Origin of the sequence: Acidovorax sp., from assembly GCF_022763525.1 — a bacterium.
Taxonomy (GTDB): domain Bacteria; phylum Pseudomonadota; class Gammaproteobacteria; order Burkholderiales; family Burkholderiaceae_C; genus Acidovorax.
On sequence record NZ_JALEGG010000212.1, the window covers coordinates 1 to 12,928 of the forward strand.

At 67.0% G+C, this 12,928-nt stretch carries 10 protein-coding genes; 3 read left to right on the forward strand and 7 right to left on the reverse strand.

Features of this window, described 5'->3' with window-relative positions; translation table 11 throughout:
* Positions 1-517: cyanophycin synthetase (locus MRY84_RS16575; protein ID WP_291506807.1), on the forward strand; the 517-nt coding region annotated here is incomplete at its 5' end.
* 50 nt (positions 518-567) lie between these two features.
* Here MRY84_RS16575 and MRY84_RS16580 read toward each other — a convergent pair.
* From MRY84_RS16580 to MRY84_RS16605, 6 genes are all read right to left on the reverse strand, one after another.
* Complete coding sequence (locus tag MRY84_RS16580; RefSeq protein WP_291506808.1) at positions 568-879, reverse strand: hypothetical protein; 312 nt, start codon at positions 877-879, stop codon at positions 568-570.
* Between the two features lie 106 nt (positions 880-985).
* On the reverse strand, positions 986-2,107 hold the full coding sequence (locus MRY84_RS16585) for a 3-deoxy-7-phosphoheptulonate synthase (protein WP_291506809.1): 1,122 nt from the start codon (positions 2,105-2,107) through the stop codon (positions 986-988).
* A 303-nt stretch (positions 2,108-2,410) separates the two neighbouring features.
* Positions 2,411-2,950, reverse strand: coding sequence for a hypothetical protein (locus MRY84_RS16590; protein ID WP_291506810.1), 540 nt, complete (start codon positions 2,948-2,950; stop codon positions 2,411-2,413).
* Between the two features lie 82 nt (positions 2,951-3,032).
* A complete protein-coding gene (gene tldD, locus MRY84_RS16595; protein WP_291506811.1) occupies positions 3,033-4,517 on the reverse strand; it encodes a metalloprotease TldD in 1,485 nt (494 codons plus the stop codon).
* Positions 4,518-4,612: 95 nt separating this feature from the next.
* Positions 4,613-5,785 (reverse strand): rod shape-determining protein RodA, encoded by a 1,173-nt coding sequence (rodA, locus tag MRY84_RS16600; RefSeq protein ID WP_291506812.1) that lies wholly within the window; start codon positions 5,783-5,785, stop codon positions 4,613-4,615.
* Positions 5,786-5,886: 101 nt separating this feature from the next.
* Positions 5,887-8,325, reverse strand: coding sequence for a serine/threonine protein kinase (locus MRY84_RS16605; protein WP_291506813.1), 2,439 nt, complete (start codon positions 8,323-8,325; stop codon positions 5,887-5,889).
* Between the two features lie 109 nt (positions 8,326-8,434).
* Here MRY84_RS16605 and MRY84_RS16610 point away from each other — a divergent pair, with 109 nt between their 5' ends.
* Positions 8,435-9,019 carry a YqiA/YcfP family alpha/beta fold hydrolase gene (locus MRY84_RS16610; protein ID WP_291506814.1) on the forward strand — a complete coding sequence of 195 codons (585 nt, stop codon included), beginning with the start codon at positions 8,435-8,437 and terminating at the stop codon, positions 9,017-9,019.
* Between the two features lie 36 nt (positions 9,020-9,055).
* On the opposite strand, the gene MRY84_RS16615 is transcribed toward MRY84_RS16610, so the two are convergent.
* Positions 9,056-10,660, reverse strand: a complete 1,605-nt coding sequence (locus MRY84_RS16615; RefSeq protein WP_291506815.1) for a Wzy polymerase domain-containing protein — start codon at positions 10,658-10,660, stop codon at positions 9,056-9,058.
* Between the two features lie 94 nt (positions 10,661-10,754).
* Between MRY84_RS16615 and MRY84_RS16620 the strand changes: the two genes are divergently transcribed.
* A complete protein-coding gene (locus MRY84_RS16620) occupies positions 10,755-12,830 on the forward strand; it encodes an RNB domain-containing ribonuclease (protein ID WP_291506816.1) in 2,076 nt (691 codons plus the stop codon).
* Positions 12,831-12,928 lie beyond the last annotated feature (98 nt).

Genomic DNA, 12,928 nt, shown 5'->3' on the forward strand with positions numbered 1-12,928 from the left:
CGCGCTGGCGGCCATTGCCGCCGCGCACCACGTGGGTGTCGAACCCGCGCAGGCCGCAGAGGCGCTGGCAAGCTTTCAGAACGTGAAGCGGCGCATGGAACTGCGCGGCACCGTGAACGGCGTGGCCGTGTACGACGATTTCGCGCACCACCCCACCGCGCTGAGAACCACCCTCGACGGCCTGCGCCGCAGCCTGGGAACTGGCGCACGCATCCTCGCCGTGTTCGAGCCCCGCAGCAACACCATGAAGCTCGGCGCCATGAAATCCCAATTGCCCTGGGCCCTGGAGCCCGCCGACCTGGCGTTCTGCCACACGGCCGGGCTGGACTGGGATGCGGCGCAGGCGCTGGCGCCGCTGGGCGTGGGGCCGGGCCAGCGAGCCCAGACCGCAGCGGACATCGACACCCTGGTGCAGCAGGTCACGCAGGCGGCACGCCCCGGTGACCACGTGGTGTGCATGAGCAACGGCGGCTTTGGCGGAATCCACGCCAAGCTGCTTGATTCGCTACTAAAATGATAGCTTATAGCGCTTGAATGACAAGCGCTAGCGCCACTTTTTTATCGAAATCAGAACGACACAGCCATTGCCGGAACGTCTACCCGAACGACGGGCCGGGCCAGCGCAGCGCTCGCTGCCCGCGCAAAGTCGCGCGACCACGCCGGATCAGCCAGGAGCGCGGCTCCTGCGGCGTGCGCCACCGTGAGCACCTTGTCGGCCAGCAGCACCTTGCCGCTGGCGCGCAAGGGCTCGCAGTCGAGTGCGGTGAACTGATCGTCCAGCCAGCGCCGGGCTTCTTCGTGTCCCATGGGCTCCGCGCCCGCCAGATCAAAACGGAATTCCTGGCTCCCGGCCAGATGGACCGACACTTCGCTGTGCATGGTGATTTGCCTTTCGCTCATTCCTGTGGTCACGGCGAGGGCCGCACGCCTGCGCGCTGCAGCCCTGCCATGGCCCCAAGTTTAGGGCTTCGCACCCCTGTCCGGCTTACAGCGCGCGGCGTGCCTTGACGGCTTCTGCAAGGTCTGCCAGCGCCACCAGGGAATCATCCCACCCCAGGCAGGCGTCGGTGATGCTCTTGCCATACTCCAGCGCCGACGGCTTGTCCTTGCCGGGCGAAAACTTTTGTGCACCTGCGTTCAGGTGGCTCTCGATCATCAGGCCGAAGACGCAGCGCGAACCGCCCGCAATCTGCCCCGCGATGTCCCGCGCCACGTCCAGTTGCTTTTCGTGCTGCTTGCTGCTGTTGGCATGGCTGCAGTCCACCATCAGCGTGGCGGGCAGCTTGGCGGCCTCCAGGTCCTTGCAGGCGGCGGCCACGCTGGCGGCGTCGTAGTTGGGCGCCTTGCCGCCGCGCAGGATGACGTGGCAATCCTTGTTGCCCTTGGTGTTGACGATGGCGACCTGGCCGTTCTTGTGTACGGACAGGAAGTGGTGGCCGCGGCTGGCCGACTGGATCGCGTCGGTGGCGATGCGGATGTTGCCGTCCGTGCCGTTCTTGAAGCCGATGGGTGCCGAAATGCCCGACGCCAGTTCGCGGTGCACCTGGCTCTCGGTGGTGCGCGCACCAATCGCGCCCCAGCTGATGAGGTCCCCGATGTACTGGGGCGAGATCACGTCGAGGAATTCGCTGCCCGCCGGCATGCCCAGGCGGTTGATGTCGATGAGCAACTGGCGCGCCATGCGCAGGCCTTCGTCGATGCGGTAGGTCTCGTCGAGGTAGGGGTCGTTGATCAGGCCCTTCCAGCCCACCGTGGTGCGGGGCTTCTCGAAGTACACGCGCATCACGATCTCCAGCGTGTCCTTGTACTGCTCGCGCGCCACCTTCAGGCGACGGGCGTACTCAAGCGCCGCGGCCGGGTCGTGAATGGAGCAAGGGCCGATGACGACCAGCAGCCGATCATCTTTGCCGGCCATGATGTTGTGAATGTTCTTGCGGGTCTCTGTGATCAGCGCTTCGACCGGCGTGCCGCGGATCGGGAAAAAGCGGATCAGGTGCTCGGGAGGAGGCAACACGGTGATGTCCTTGATACGTTCGTCGTCGGTCTGGCTGGTTTTGTCGACGCTGCGGTACCAGGCATCGCTGGTCGGAGTGGTGGGTGCCGTCATGGTGTGTTGTTCCTCGTAGAGTTGTTGTGGGTGAAAAAGAGGGGGCCTGAAAAACAAAAACCGCCGGGCTTTGCAGCGTCGGCGGTTGGTATGGGGAGGTTGTGTTGGCTTGCGCGTTTTCCTCTCATCCGCCGGGGACCGAGATAAAAAACCAAAAGTAAAACGCGCTGCGAACTTGCATGGCGGCCAATGTAGCACAGGATTGGCGCAGTGCAGCAAGCCTGTGCTGTTGCGATTGCACGACAGCCAGACGCCGCCAAACCGCGGTAAATGGGCGCAGCCGCCCTGCGGGTCCGGACCGGATCAGCGCTTGAAGCGACGAAACCAGCCTTGCAGGCGCTGCAGCACGGAGCCCTTCCGCACGGGCCGGGAGTCGTTCAGATCGCTCGGGGGATTGCTCTGGTGCTCGTACATGTCAATGAGCAACAGCGCCTCGCCGAGCGTGCGCCAGGCTAGCAACTCGAACTGGTCGAAGCTTGCGCTCTCCTTGGAACTGCGGCGCTCCAGCATCTGCTGCCAGGCCGCGATGGCATTGCGCAACTCCCGCAGCGCACGCTGGTAAGCCCCGAACTCGTACAGCGCGTGCCAGGCAGAACCGAGCCCCGTCAGGAAGAGCTGGTGCTCCCGGGCGCATTGCGTCAGCGCAGCCACACGTTGCGCAATGACCGAGGTATCCGTGCTCGTGCGGCGGGCGCGGACCGCCTCGTCGATGTGGGTCGATAGCGCACCCAGGCTGTCACGCAGTTGCCGGGACTCCTCATCGGCCACCCCTTCGCGCAGAAAGCGGCTGATGTCGCCAAACGACTGAAGGGTCAGGTGCTGGCTGGGGAGCGTAGCGGGCATGACGCCATTTTGCGCTGGCAAACGGCCCTGCGGTACATCAGCCTCTCCCGGGGATGCCCCGTGAACAGGCTTTTTGTGGACCTCAGGCCGTCCCGCCCACAGTCAGCCCCTCGATGCGCAGCGTGGGTTGCCCGACACCTACGGGCACGCTCTGGCCCTCTTTGCCGCAAGTGCCCACGCCGCTGTCCAGGCGCATGTCGTTGCCGATCATGGTGACCTTCTTGAGCGACTCGGGGCCGCTGCCGATGATGGTGGCGCCCTTGACGGGGTACTGGATCTTGCCGTTTTCGACCCAATACGCCTCGCTGGCCGAGAACACGAACTTGCCCGACGTGATGTCCACCTGCCCGCCGCCGAAATTGCTCGCGTACAGACCCTTCTTGATGCTGGCGATGATCTCCTGCGGATCCTTGTCGCCACCCAGCATGTAAGTGTTGGTCATGCGCGGCATGGGGATGTGGGCGTAGCTTTCGCGCCGGCCGTTGCCGGTGGGCGCCACGCCCATCAGGCGGGCGTTCAGGGAGTCCTGGATGTAGCCCTTCAGGATGCCGTCCTCAATCAGTACGTTACGCTGGCTGGCGTGACCTTCGTCGTCCACGTTCAGCGAACCTCGGCGATCGGCAATGGTGCCGTCGTCCAGCACCGTGACGCCCTTGGCCGCCACACGCTGGCCGATGCGGCCGCTGAACGCGCTGGAGCCCTTGCGGTTGAAGTCGCCTTCCAGCCCGTGGCCGATGGCCTCGTGCAGCAGGATGCCGGGCCAGCCCGAGCCCAGCACCACCGTCATTTCACCGGCCGGGGCGGGCCGCGATTCGAGGTTGACCAAGGCTGCGTTCACCGCCTCGTCCACGTACTTGCCCAGCTGTTCGTCATCGAAATAAGCCAGGCCAAACCGGCCTCCGCCGCCGGCCGAACCCATCTCGCGGCGGCCATTCTGCTCGGCGATCACCGTCACCGACAGGCGCACCAGGGGCCGCACGTCGGCTGCCAGCGTGCCGTCAGCGCGCGCCACCAGCACCACGTCGTATTCGCTGGCGAGGCCGGCCATCACCTGGGCCACGCGGGGGTCTTTGGCACGGGCGCGCTGCTCCAGCTTTTCCAAAAGCGCCACCTTGGCCGTGCTGTCGAGCGAGGCGATGGGGTCCACGCCGGGATAGAGGCTGCGGCCTGCAGCTATCTTTTTAGGAGCTACTCGCGCCTTACCGCCCTGCGCCAGGGCCGAAATGGACCGCACGGTGCGCGCCGCGTCCAGCAGCGAGGCTTCGGAGATGTCGTCGGAATACGCAAACGCCGTCTTCTCGCCGCTCACGGCACGCACGCCCACGCCCTGGTCGATGCTGAACGAGCCGGTCTTGACGATGCCTTCCTCCAGGCTCCAGCCCTCGCTGCGGGTGTATTGAAAGTAAAGGTCCGCGTCGTCCACCTGATGAGCGCGGATCTCGGCCAGCGCACGGGCCAAATGGCCTTCGTCGAGTCCGAAAGGAGCGAGCAGCAATTCGCGAGCGACATCGATGCGCTGGCGGGTGGCCGCGCTCTGGGGCGCGGCAGTGGTGGAGCGGAAAGTCATCCGGGCATTTTAGGGGCGGGTGCACGGGCCGACCGGCGCGACGGCCGATGCCCCTATCGGCCTGAGACCGTCCCTACATGGCCAGGGGCATGTCCCTACATGGCCGGCGGCATGTCCTTGGGATCGGGTCTTTGCGACCGCGCCACCGACATCAGGATGCCCAGGGCCAAGCCCAGGGTCACCATAGCCGTGCCGCCGTAGCTGATGAAGGGCAAAGGCACGCCCACCACCGGCAGGATGCCGCTGACCATGCCCATGTTCACGAAGGCGTACGTGAAGAAGATCATCGAAACCGCCCCGGCCATCAGGCGCCCGAACAGGCTGGTGGCCCCGGCGGCAATCGCCAGCCCGCGCCAGACCAGCATCAGGAAGCACACGAGCAGGAACAGGTTGCCTGCCAATCCGAATTCTTCGGAGAACGCGGCAAAGATGAAATCGGTGGTGCGCTCCGGGATGAACTCCAGGTGCGTCTGCGTGCCCGCCATGAAGCCCTTGCCCCACACCCCGCCGGAGCCGATGGCGATCATTCCCTGGATGATGTGAAAGCCCTTGCCCAGCGGGTCCCGCGTGGGGTCGAGCAAGGTGCAGATGCGCTGCTGCTGGTAGTCGTGCAGCACCACCCACCGTACGCCGTCGGCGCACCACTGGTCGCCCATCAGCACCAGCGTGAGGATGCCGACCCCGCCAATGAGCACGGGCGGCAGCACCAGCTTCCACGAAAGGCCCGCGAAAAAGATCACCGACAGCCCCGCCGCCAGCACCAGCAACGAAGTGCCCAGGTCGGGCTGCTTCATGATGAGCCCCACGGGAATGGCCAGCAGCAGGCCGGCGGCCGCAAAGTCGAGCGGGCGCAAGGTGCCCTCGCGCTTCTGGAACCACCAGGCCAGCATCAGCGGCATGGCAATTTTCAGGATCTCGCTGGGCTGGATGACGATGCCCACGTTGACCCAGCGAGTGGCCCCTTTCTTGGTAATGCCGAACAGCGCCACCGCCACCAGCAGCGCCACGCCCGCCGCGTAAAGCGGCACGGCAAAAGCCATGATCTTCTGCGGCGGCACCTGGGCGACCATGAACAGGATGGTCCCGGCGATGAGCATGTTGCGCCCATGGTCCATGAAGCGCGTGCCGTGGTCGTAGCCCGACGAATACATGGCCAGCAGCCCCGCCCCGGCGAGCAGGAACACCACCAGCAGGAGCGGAAAGTCAAACCCGCGAAACAGGGGAAGCAGGCGCTGGGCGAGCGTGGGTTTATCAAAAACAACGGCCATCGCGCAATTATCGGGGGCTTGGCGCGGCGGTAGCCGGCTGGTCCGGACGCTTTCTGCCGGGCTGGCTGCTGCGCGCACGCCGCACCGCGGCCGCCTGTGACTCACCCCGCCTGGCGGAAAGCCATCACAGCCTGATTGCGCAGGGTGCGCAGTAGCCCCAGCGCCTTGTCGTCCACGACGATCCCGCCGGGCGCGGACTGGTCGGCATAGATGAGCGCGAACGTCTGGCCCTTGATCTGCAAGGGGAGCAGCAGAAACGCGGGCGCATTGAGCCCCTTGCGGTACCACTCGGGGAGCCGGGCCTGCATCTTGGGCTCCGTCGTGTCGTTGATGAGCGTGTCGGCGCCGCGCAGGCACACGGCAGCGAACAGGTCGGCCTGGGCCTTGAGCGGAATTTTCATGGCGCGCACCGCAGCTTCGCTGCCCTCGCCCAGTCCGAAGCGGCCGGTCATCAGGTCGGTGCGCGCCTCGCGCAGGCAAAACACCATGCGCCGAAACCCAAGCGCGCGGAACATGGTCTCCAGGATCATCCGCAGCACGTCGTTGAGCTGGAAGCTCTCCACCATGGCATTGGTCACGTCCTGGATTCCTGCCGCCAGCACCTCGTTGACCTGTGCCACCGATACCGCCCCGCCGGCTTGCGACTCGAGCACCGCGGGCAACGGCTGCGTTTCCGCGGCCCGCAGCTCCAGCGGCGCCAGGGCATCCTGCGGCGTGGCCGCGCTTTCGGCGGCGGGGGGCAGCGTCAGCAGCCGCGCGGCGGGTGTGTCGGGTTCCACACGCAGGTCCAGCGCTTCGGCCAGCGCCACCAGCTTGTGGCGGGCGCGCAAGGTGGCTTCGCCGATCGCCTCGGGCGAGAGCGCCAGCGTGCGGGCATACCGGGCAGCAACCTGCTCCAGACGCCCTTGCTGCAATGCGGCGTCGCTCATCAGCAGGGTGCTGGCCACCTCATTGGCCGCCATGGCCGCCCAGCGCAGGCGCTCCACCCCCTGCTCGGGCGCACGCTGCATGGGCGAGCCCAGCGGCTTGCGCATGCAGCGCTGCAGACTGTCGGGTAGCCCCCACACGCGGGCCACGCCCACCGCCAGGTCCTCGAAACCCAGGCCGAGCACCTGCAGGGCTGCAGACTCCTCGCCGCCTTCCACGCGCCCGCTGGCCAGCAGCGCACGCACCTGCCGGGCTTCTTCCGGAAAGTAGAACTCGCACAGCATGCGCCCCAGGTTCTGGAACATGGCGCCGATGAAGGCTTCCTCGGCTGCCTGCGCGGTGGGGCACAGCTCGGCCGCCACCGAGCCGGCCATCATCGCGCGCAGGAACTCCTCGCGCATCTGGCTGGCGTGAGCCTTGTCCTGCATGTGGTCCAGCAGCACCAGGCTGAGCGCCATGTTGCGCACGGCGTTGAAACCCACGAGGCTCACGGCCCGCGAGACGGTACTGATGGTGCCCCGCCCGGCATGCGCAAAGTGCACGCTGTTGACCAGGCGCAGCAGCTTGTTGGTGAGCGCCACGTCCTTGAGGATCTCGTGGGTGAGATCGCTGATGCTGTCGTCTTCCGAATTGGCCACGCGCTGGATGCGCGCCACCGAGTCCGACAGCGCCGGGAAATCGCTCTTGTGGCGCATGCGCCGCAGCAGGAAGTCGAGCGTGGCGTTGCTGGCCGCCGTGGGCGCGCTGGCCGGAGCGGCCCAGGCACGCAGCGCATCGCGGAACTCCGCGGCCGACTGGTAGCGCTGGCCGGGGTCCCGCGCCATGGCGCGCTGCAGGATGGCCCGCAGGCCATCGTCCACGCCGGGGCCCAGGTCGGCTGGGAGCTCCAGCGGCTCGTTGGCGATGCGGTACAGCGCCTGCCAAGTGTCCTTCTGATGGATGAGCGGCCGGCCGGTGAGCAACTCCACCAGCACCAGGGCGGCGGAATACACATCCATGGCCGGTGCCGGTGCCGCCCCGGCCGCCGCCTCGGGCGCCAGGTACGCTGGGGTGCCGCTGGCCAGCTGCGAATCGGGCGCCGCCTGCACGGGGGCCGCCATGCCAAAGTCCATCACCCGCGCATGGCGCTGGGCATCCACCATGATGTTGGAGGGCTTGAGATCGCGGTGCACGATGCCGGCTTGGTGCGCTGCCTGCAGGCCATCGAGCACGTCCACCATCAGCGCCACCGCATCGTGCGGCGTGCAGCGCCCCTGCTGCGCCAGGTGCTCGGCCAGGGTCTTGCCGGGCACGTATTCAAAAACGATGTAGGGCTGGCGGCCCTGCACGTCGGCCTCGAACACGGGCACAATGAAGGGGTGCGCCAGACGCCCCACATGGCGGGCCTCGCGCAGCCAGTGTTCCAGCACCGACGGGTCCTGGTCCTCGACCGGCCGCAGGAGCTTGATGGCCACTTCGCGCTGCAGGCGCGGGTCCAGCGCCAGCCACACCGTGGCCTGGGCGCCCCGGCCCAGCAGCTTCTTGAGCTCGAAGCGGCCCAGCGACGTGGGCGGCTTCTCGGCAGATCCCAGGGCCCAGCGTTTGGCAGTGGAAAGCGGGGCAAAATCAGTCATGGTGGGGATCAAGGCAGCGGGCCCACCGCGTGGCGCCCATGCCATGCATCTTATGTCTCGGCCAGCGCTTCCCACAGCAGTGATTCCCCTGCCCTGTCGTTTTCCCTCCATGACCACCACCCACCTTCTTTACCTGCACGGCTTTCGCTCATCGCCCCAGTCCGCCAAGGCCCGGCAGATGGCCGCCTACGTGGCACAACATCACCCGGGTGTCACGTTCTGGTGCCCGCAGCTGCCGCCTTCGCCCCGGGCGGCCATGGATTTGGTGGCACAGGGCATTGCACAGTGGCCGGGGGCAGGGATGGGCGTGGTCGGATCATCGCTGGGTGGCTTTTACGCGAGCTGGGTGGCGCAGCACAAGGGCTGCCGCAGCGTGCTGCTCAATCCAGCCGTGCACCCTGCCCGCGACCTGGAGCGCTACATCGGCGAGCAGACAGCCTGGCACGATCCCGCCGAGCGCTTTTACTTCAAGCCTGAATACATTGGCGAACTCCGCGCGCTGGACATCACAGGCCAGGCCCCGGCCGCGCCGGAACTGGCCATCATCGCCAAAGGCGACGAAGTCCTGGACTGGCGCGAGATGGTGGCGCGCTACCCGCACGCGCAGCAGGTGGTGCAAGAAGGCGGAGAACACGCCCTGGCCAATTTCGGTGACTACCTGCCCCGGGTGGCAGCGTTTTTTGCGCTGGCCTGAACACATGTTCACGCACTGAAGTAGCCCCGGGGCCTTTCACTGCTCTGCCGAGGCCCGGGTACCGCGCGCGCCCATCCAGCGGGCATAGTCCTGAGGGTAGGCGATGCGGTAGCGCTGCATATGGAACGCCGCTTCCGAGTCCCGGCCCAGCAGGATGGCGCTTTCGATCAGCACCTGGAGCACACGCGGCTCGGGCGAGTAGTGCAGCAGTTCGTGGGCCATCGCATTCAAGCGCGCGGCGTTGGCCTGGGTGAGCCCCGCCGTGGTCAGGCGCGCAAAGTCGAGCTGGCTGGTAAAAAACAGCGAGTCCGCCACTTTGGCCTGGGTGTCGTCGCGGTACGCGGCCGAACGCACGGGACCCGGCTTGTAGAGCTGGCTCACGCGGTGGTAGTCCCACGCGGCCACACCGCACGCCACCAGAATCAACCCCGCCGCGGCGATGCACGCCCTGCCTGCCATGTCGGCGCGAAGCCCAGGCTGCTGCCCGCGCGAAGGCCATAGCAAGATTCCGATCGACACCAGTGCCGCCCACTGGAATGGCCCGTACCACAGCGGATACTCGAGCATGCTGTGCACCCCGATGAGGGCCAGCACGCCCCAGGCAAGTTGGCGCGCGGGGGATCGTTCACGCCAGGGCCGGGCCGACCAGCACGCGGCCAGGGCAGCGCCGCACAGCGCCAGCGCCGCCGGCACGCCCAGCTCCACGGCCAGGTGCAGCGGCAGGTTGTGCGCGTTGTCCAGCAGCACGCAAAACCGCTCCCCCGGGAACAAGGTGATGTAGTGGGCATAGTCCAGCTCGCCCCAGCCCCAGCCCAGCCAGGGCCTTTGCCCGATCAGCGTGAGCACGTTGGACCACAGCACCCGTCGGCTGGTGCAGCTGTTCGATGCGTCGGCGAAGCGGTGAAACAAAGCATCGGCCCGCACGCCCTGGAAGGTCCACAACGCCTCGGGCAGGATCCACGCCGCCGCCAGAAAGACCCCGAAGCCGGCCATACCCAGGCGCAGTGCCGCCGCCCGGTGGGGTCCGCGCCAAAGAACCAGCAACGCCAGAATGAGCAGCCACTGCACCACCACGGTGCGCGACGCCGTGGCGGCAGCGCCCACAGCCAACCACACCAGCGCCAGCGCGGCGAACACCGGCAACGCACTGGCCGCACTGGCGGTCCCTGCAACGCGTTGGCCTTCCTTGGCGGTCCGGGCACCCTCTGCTTCCCCGCCGTGGACATGCGCATGCCGCCCATCCAGCCGCTGGCCATGCAGCGACCACCACAGCAAGGCCCACGCCCCCAGGCTGAGCAGGGTGCCCTGCTGGTTGCGCTGGCGCAGGTTGCCCACGGCCTGGCCCGGCACCGATGCATGAATCCACGGGCCCAGCCCCACGTCGCCCGCCACATACTGGATCAGCCCGATGACGCTGGCCACCACCGCGGCCAGGCCCAGCCCCCCGGCCAGCACCCCGGCCCACCAGCGGGAGTGCCGCGCAGGCGCAGCACTCGCCCCCACCAGCAACAGCACGGCCCCACACACCCAGGCGGCCACCACCGGCCAAAAGTTGGCCACTGGCGGATCGGTGACGGCAAACAGAAACGGCAGGGCCACTGCCAGCAAGGCCAGCGGCGCCGCAACGGCATCAAAAAGCATGGAGTGAGGATGGGGCCATCGGGCAAAGCCCCGGATCATAGGGGCAGGCCCTGCGCCGCCAAGGGGGCCCGGTGCCCATGGGACAATGCCGCCCATGCATGCATTGTTTGAAGAAGCCGGCAAGTTCCTGGCCGGCCGTATCCTGTCCGAAGCCGACACATCCGCCCAGGTGGAGCTCGATTCGGGCAAGCGGGTGAAGGTCAAGGCTGCCAACATCCTCCTGAAGTTCGAAAAACCTGCCCCCAGTGAACTCATTGCCCAGGCGCAGGCCGTGGCCGAGTCCATCGAACTGGACCTGGCCTGGGAATTCGCGCCCGAGGACGACTTCGGCTTTGCCGACCTCGCCCGCGACTATTTTTCAGAGAACGCCACGCTGGCGCAGCAGGCGGGCGCGCTGTTTCGCCTGTACGAGGCACCGCACTACTTCCGCCGCGCAGGCAAGGGGCGCTTCAAGAAGGCGCCGGCCGAGATCCTGCAGCAGGCACTGGCCGCCATCGAGAAGAAAAAGGCCATCCTCGCGCAGATCGACGAATGGGCTGCCCAACTGGGCCGGGGCGAATGCCCGCAGCCCATCCGCGAGCAGCTCTACAAGATCCTGTTCAAGCCCGACAAGAACGCGCCCGAGTACAAGGCCGTGGTCGAAGCCAGCCGCGCCACGCACACGGCGCCGCTGGACCTGCTGCAAAAAGCCGGCGCCATCGACTCCGCCTACCAGTTCCACTGGAAGCGCTTTTTGTTCGAAAACTTCCCCAAGGGCACGGGCTTTCCGGCGCTCACGGCACCGGTCATTGCCGACGAGCTGCCGCTGTCGCCCGCGCAGGCGTATTCCATCGACGACTCGCAGACCACTGAAATCGACGATGCCCTGTCCGTGCAGGGCCTGGGCACCGGCACCGTGGTGCTGGGCATCCACATCGCCGCGCCGGGCCTGGCCATCCAGCCCGGCAGCGCCATTGACCAGCTGGGCCGGGCGCGCCTGTCCACCGTGTACATGCCGGGCTACAAGATCACCATGCTGCCCGACGATGTGGTGCAGACCTACACGCTGGACGAAGGCCGCGCCAACCCGGCCGTGTCGCTGTACGTCACCATCGACGAAGCCACGCTGGAATTCAAGAGCTCCGAGACCAAACTCGAGCGCGTGCACGTGGCCGCCAACCTGCGCCACGACCAGCTCGACAGCGTGGTGACGGAAGAATGGCTCACCAACCCGGCGTTTGAGCACCAAAACGACCCCCAGCGCTTGTCCGAATTGCGCCCGCAGCTATCGTTTTTGCACCGCCTTGCCAAGGACCTCAAAGCCCGCCGCGAAGTCGTGCGCGGCAAGCCCGAGAACTTCAACCGGCCCGACTACAACTTCCGCCTGGTCGGCAATGATGGCGCTGAGCCCACCGGCAACGAGCAGGTGCAGATCAGCGTGCGCCAGCGCGGAGCGCCGCTCGACCTCATCGTGGCCGAGGCCATGATCGTGGCCAACAGCACCTGGGGCAGCTGGATGGCCGAGCTGGGCGTGCCCGGCATCTACCGCAGCCAGGCCAGCATGGCGCCGGGCGTGAAGGTGCGCATGGGCACCAAGGCGTTGCCGCATGCGGGCATCGGGGTCAAAGCGTATTCGTGGGCCACCTCGCCCCTGCGCCGCTACACCGACCTGGTCAACCAGTGGCAGATCATTGCCTGCGCCCGCCACGGCAAGACCGCCGCGCTGGCCGCGCCCTTCAAGCCCAAGGACGCCGACCTGTTCTCCATCATCAGCAGTTTTGACGCCGCCTACAGCGCCTACAACGGCTACCAGGCCGGCATGGAGCGCTTCTGGACGCTGAAATACGTGGAGCAGAACGGCATCACCGAACTGAACGCCACCGTGTTCAAGGAAGGCCCGGGCGGCAGCTTCCTCGTCCGCGCCGACGACATCCCGCTGGTCTTCCCCGTGCTGGGCGCGCAGAACCTGCCGCGCGGCGCGCGCCTGAAGGTGAAGCTGGGCGAGGTGGACGAGATCACGCTGGACATCCACGGCACCGTGATCGAGCGGCTGGACGACCCGGCGGACACCAGCGACGACGGTCCGGTGGACGATGCCGAGGAGGAGGACGACACCGTCGCCGGCCCCATCGCCATTGCGGTGGATGTGAACGAGGCGCCCGCCGACGCCACCCCTGCCCCCGCCCCCTGACCGCTGAAGGCGCCCCTGATACGACCTGATAATTGCCGGCGATGAAACTCCCAGCCTTCCTCCGCACCTTCAGCACGCTGCAACTGGCGCTGGGCGTC

Excerpts from the sequence above, each read along its gene's own strand:
- MRY84_RS16580 (WP_291506808.1), bottom strand. The coding sequence starts at position 879 with ATGCACAGCGAAGTGTCGGTCCATCTGGCCGGGAGCCAGGAATTCCGT.
- MRY84_RS16585 (WP_291506809.1), bottom strand. The coding sequence starts at position 2,107 with ATGACGGCACCCACCACTCCGACCAGCGATGCCTGGTACCGCAGCGTC.
- MRY84_RS16590 (WP_291506810.1), bottom strand. The coding sequence starts at position 2,950 with ATGCCCGCTACGCTCCCCAGCCAGCACCTGACCCTTCAGTCGTTTGGC.
- tldD (WP_291506811.1), bottom strand. The coding sequence starts at position 4,517 with ATGACTTTCCGCTCCACCACTGCCGCGCCCCAGAGCGCGGCCACCCGC.
- rodA (WP_291506812.1), bottom strand. The coding sequence starts at position 5,785 with ATGGCCGTTGTTTTTGATAAACCCACGCTCGCCCAGCGCCTGCTTCCC.
- MRY84_RS16605 (WP_291506813.1), bottom strand. The coding sequence starts at position 8,325 with ATGACTGATTTTGCCCCGCTTTCCACTGCCAAACGCTGGGCCCTGGGA.
- MRY84_RS16610 (WP_291506814.1), top strand. The coding sequence starts at position 8,435 with ATGACCACCACCCACCTTCTTTACCTGCACGGCTTTCGCTCATCGCCC.
- MRY84_RS16615 (WP_291506815.1), bottom strand. The coding sequence starts at position 10,660 with ATGCTTTTTGATGCCGTTGCGGCGCCGCTGGCCTTGCTGGCAGTGGCC.
- MRY84_RS16620 (WP_291506816.1), top strand. The coding sequence starts at position 10,755 with ATGCATGCATTGTTTGAAGAAGCCGGCAAGTTCCTGGCCGGCCGTATC.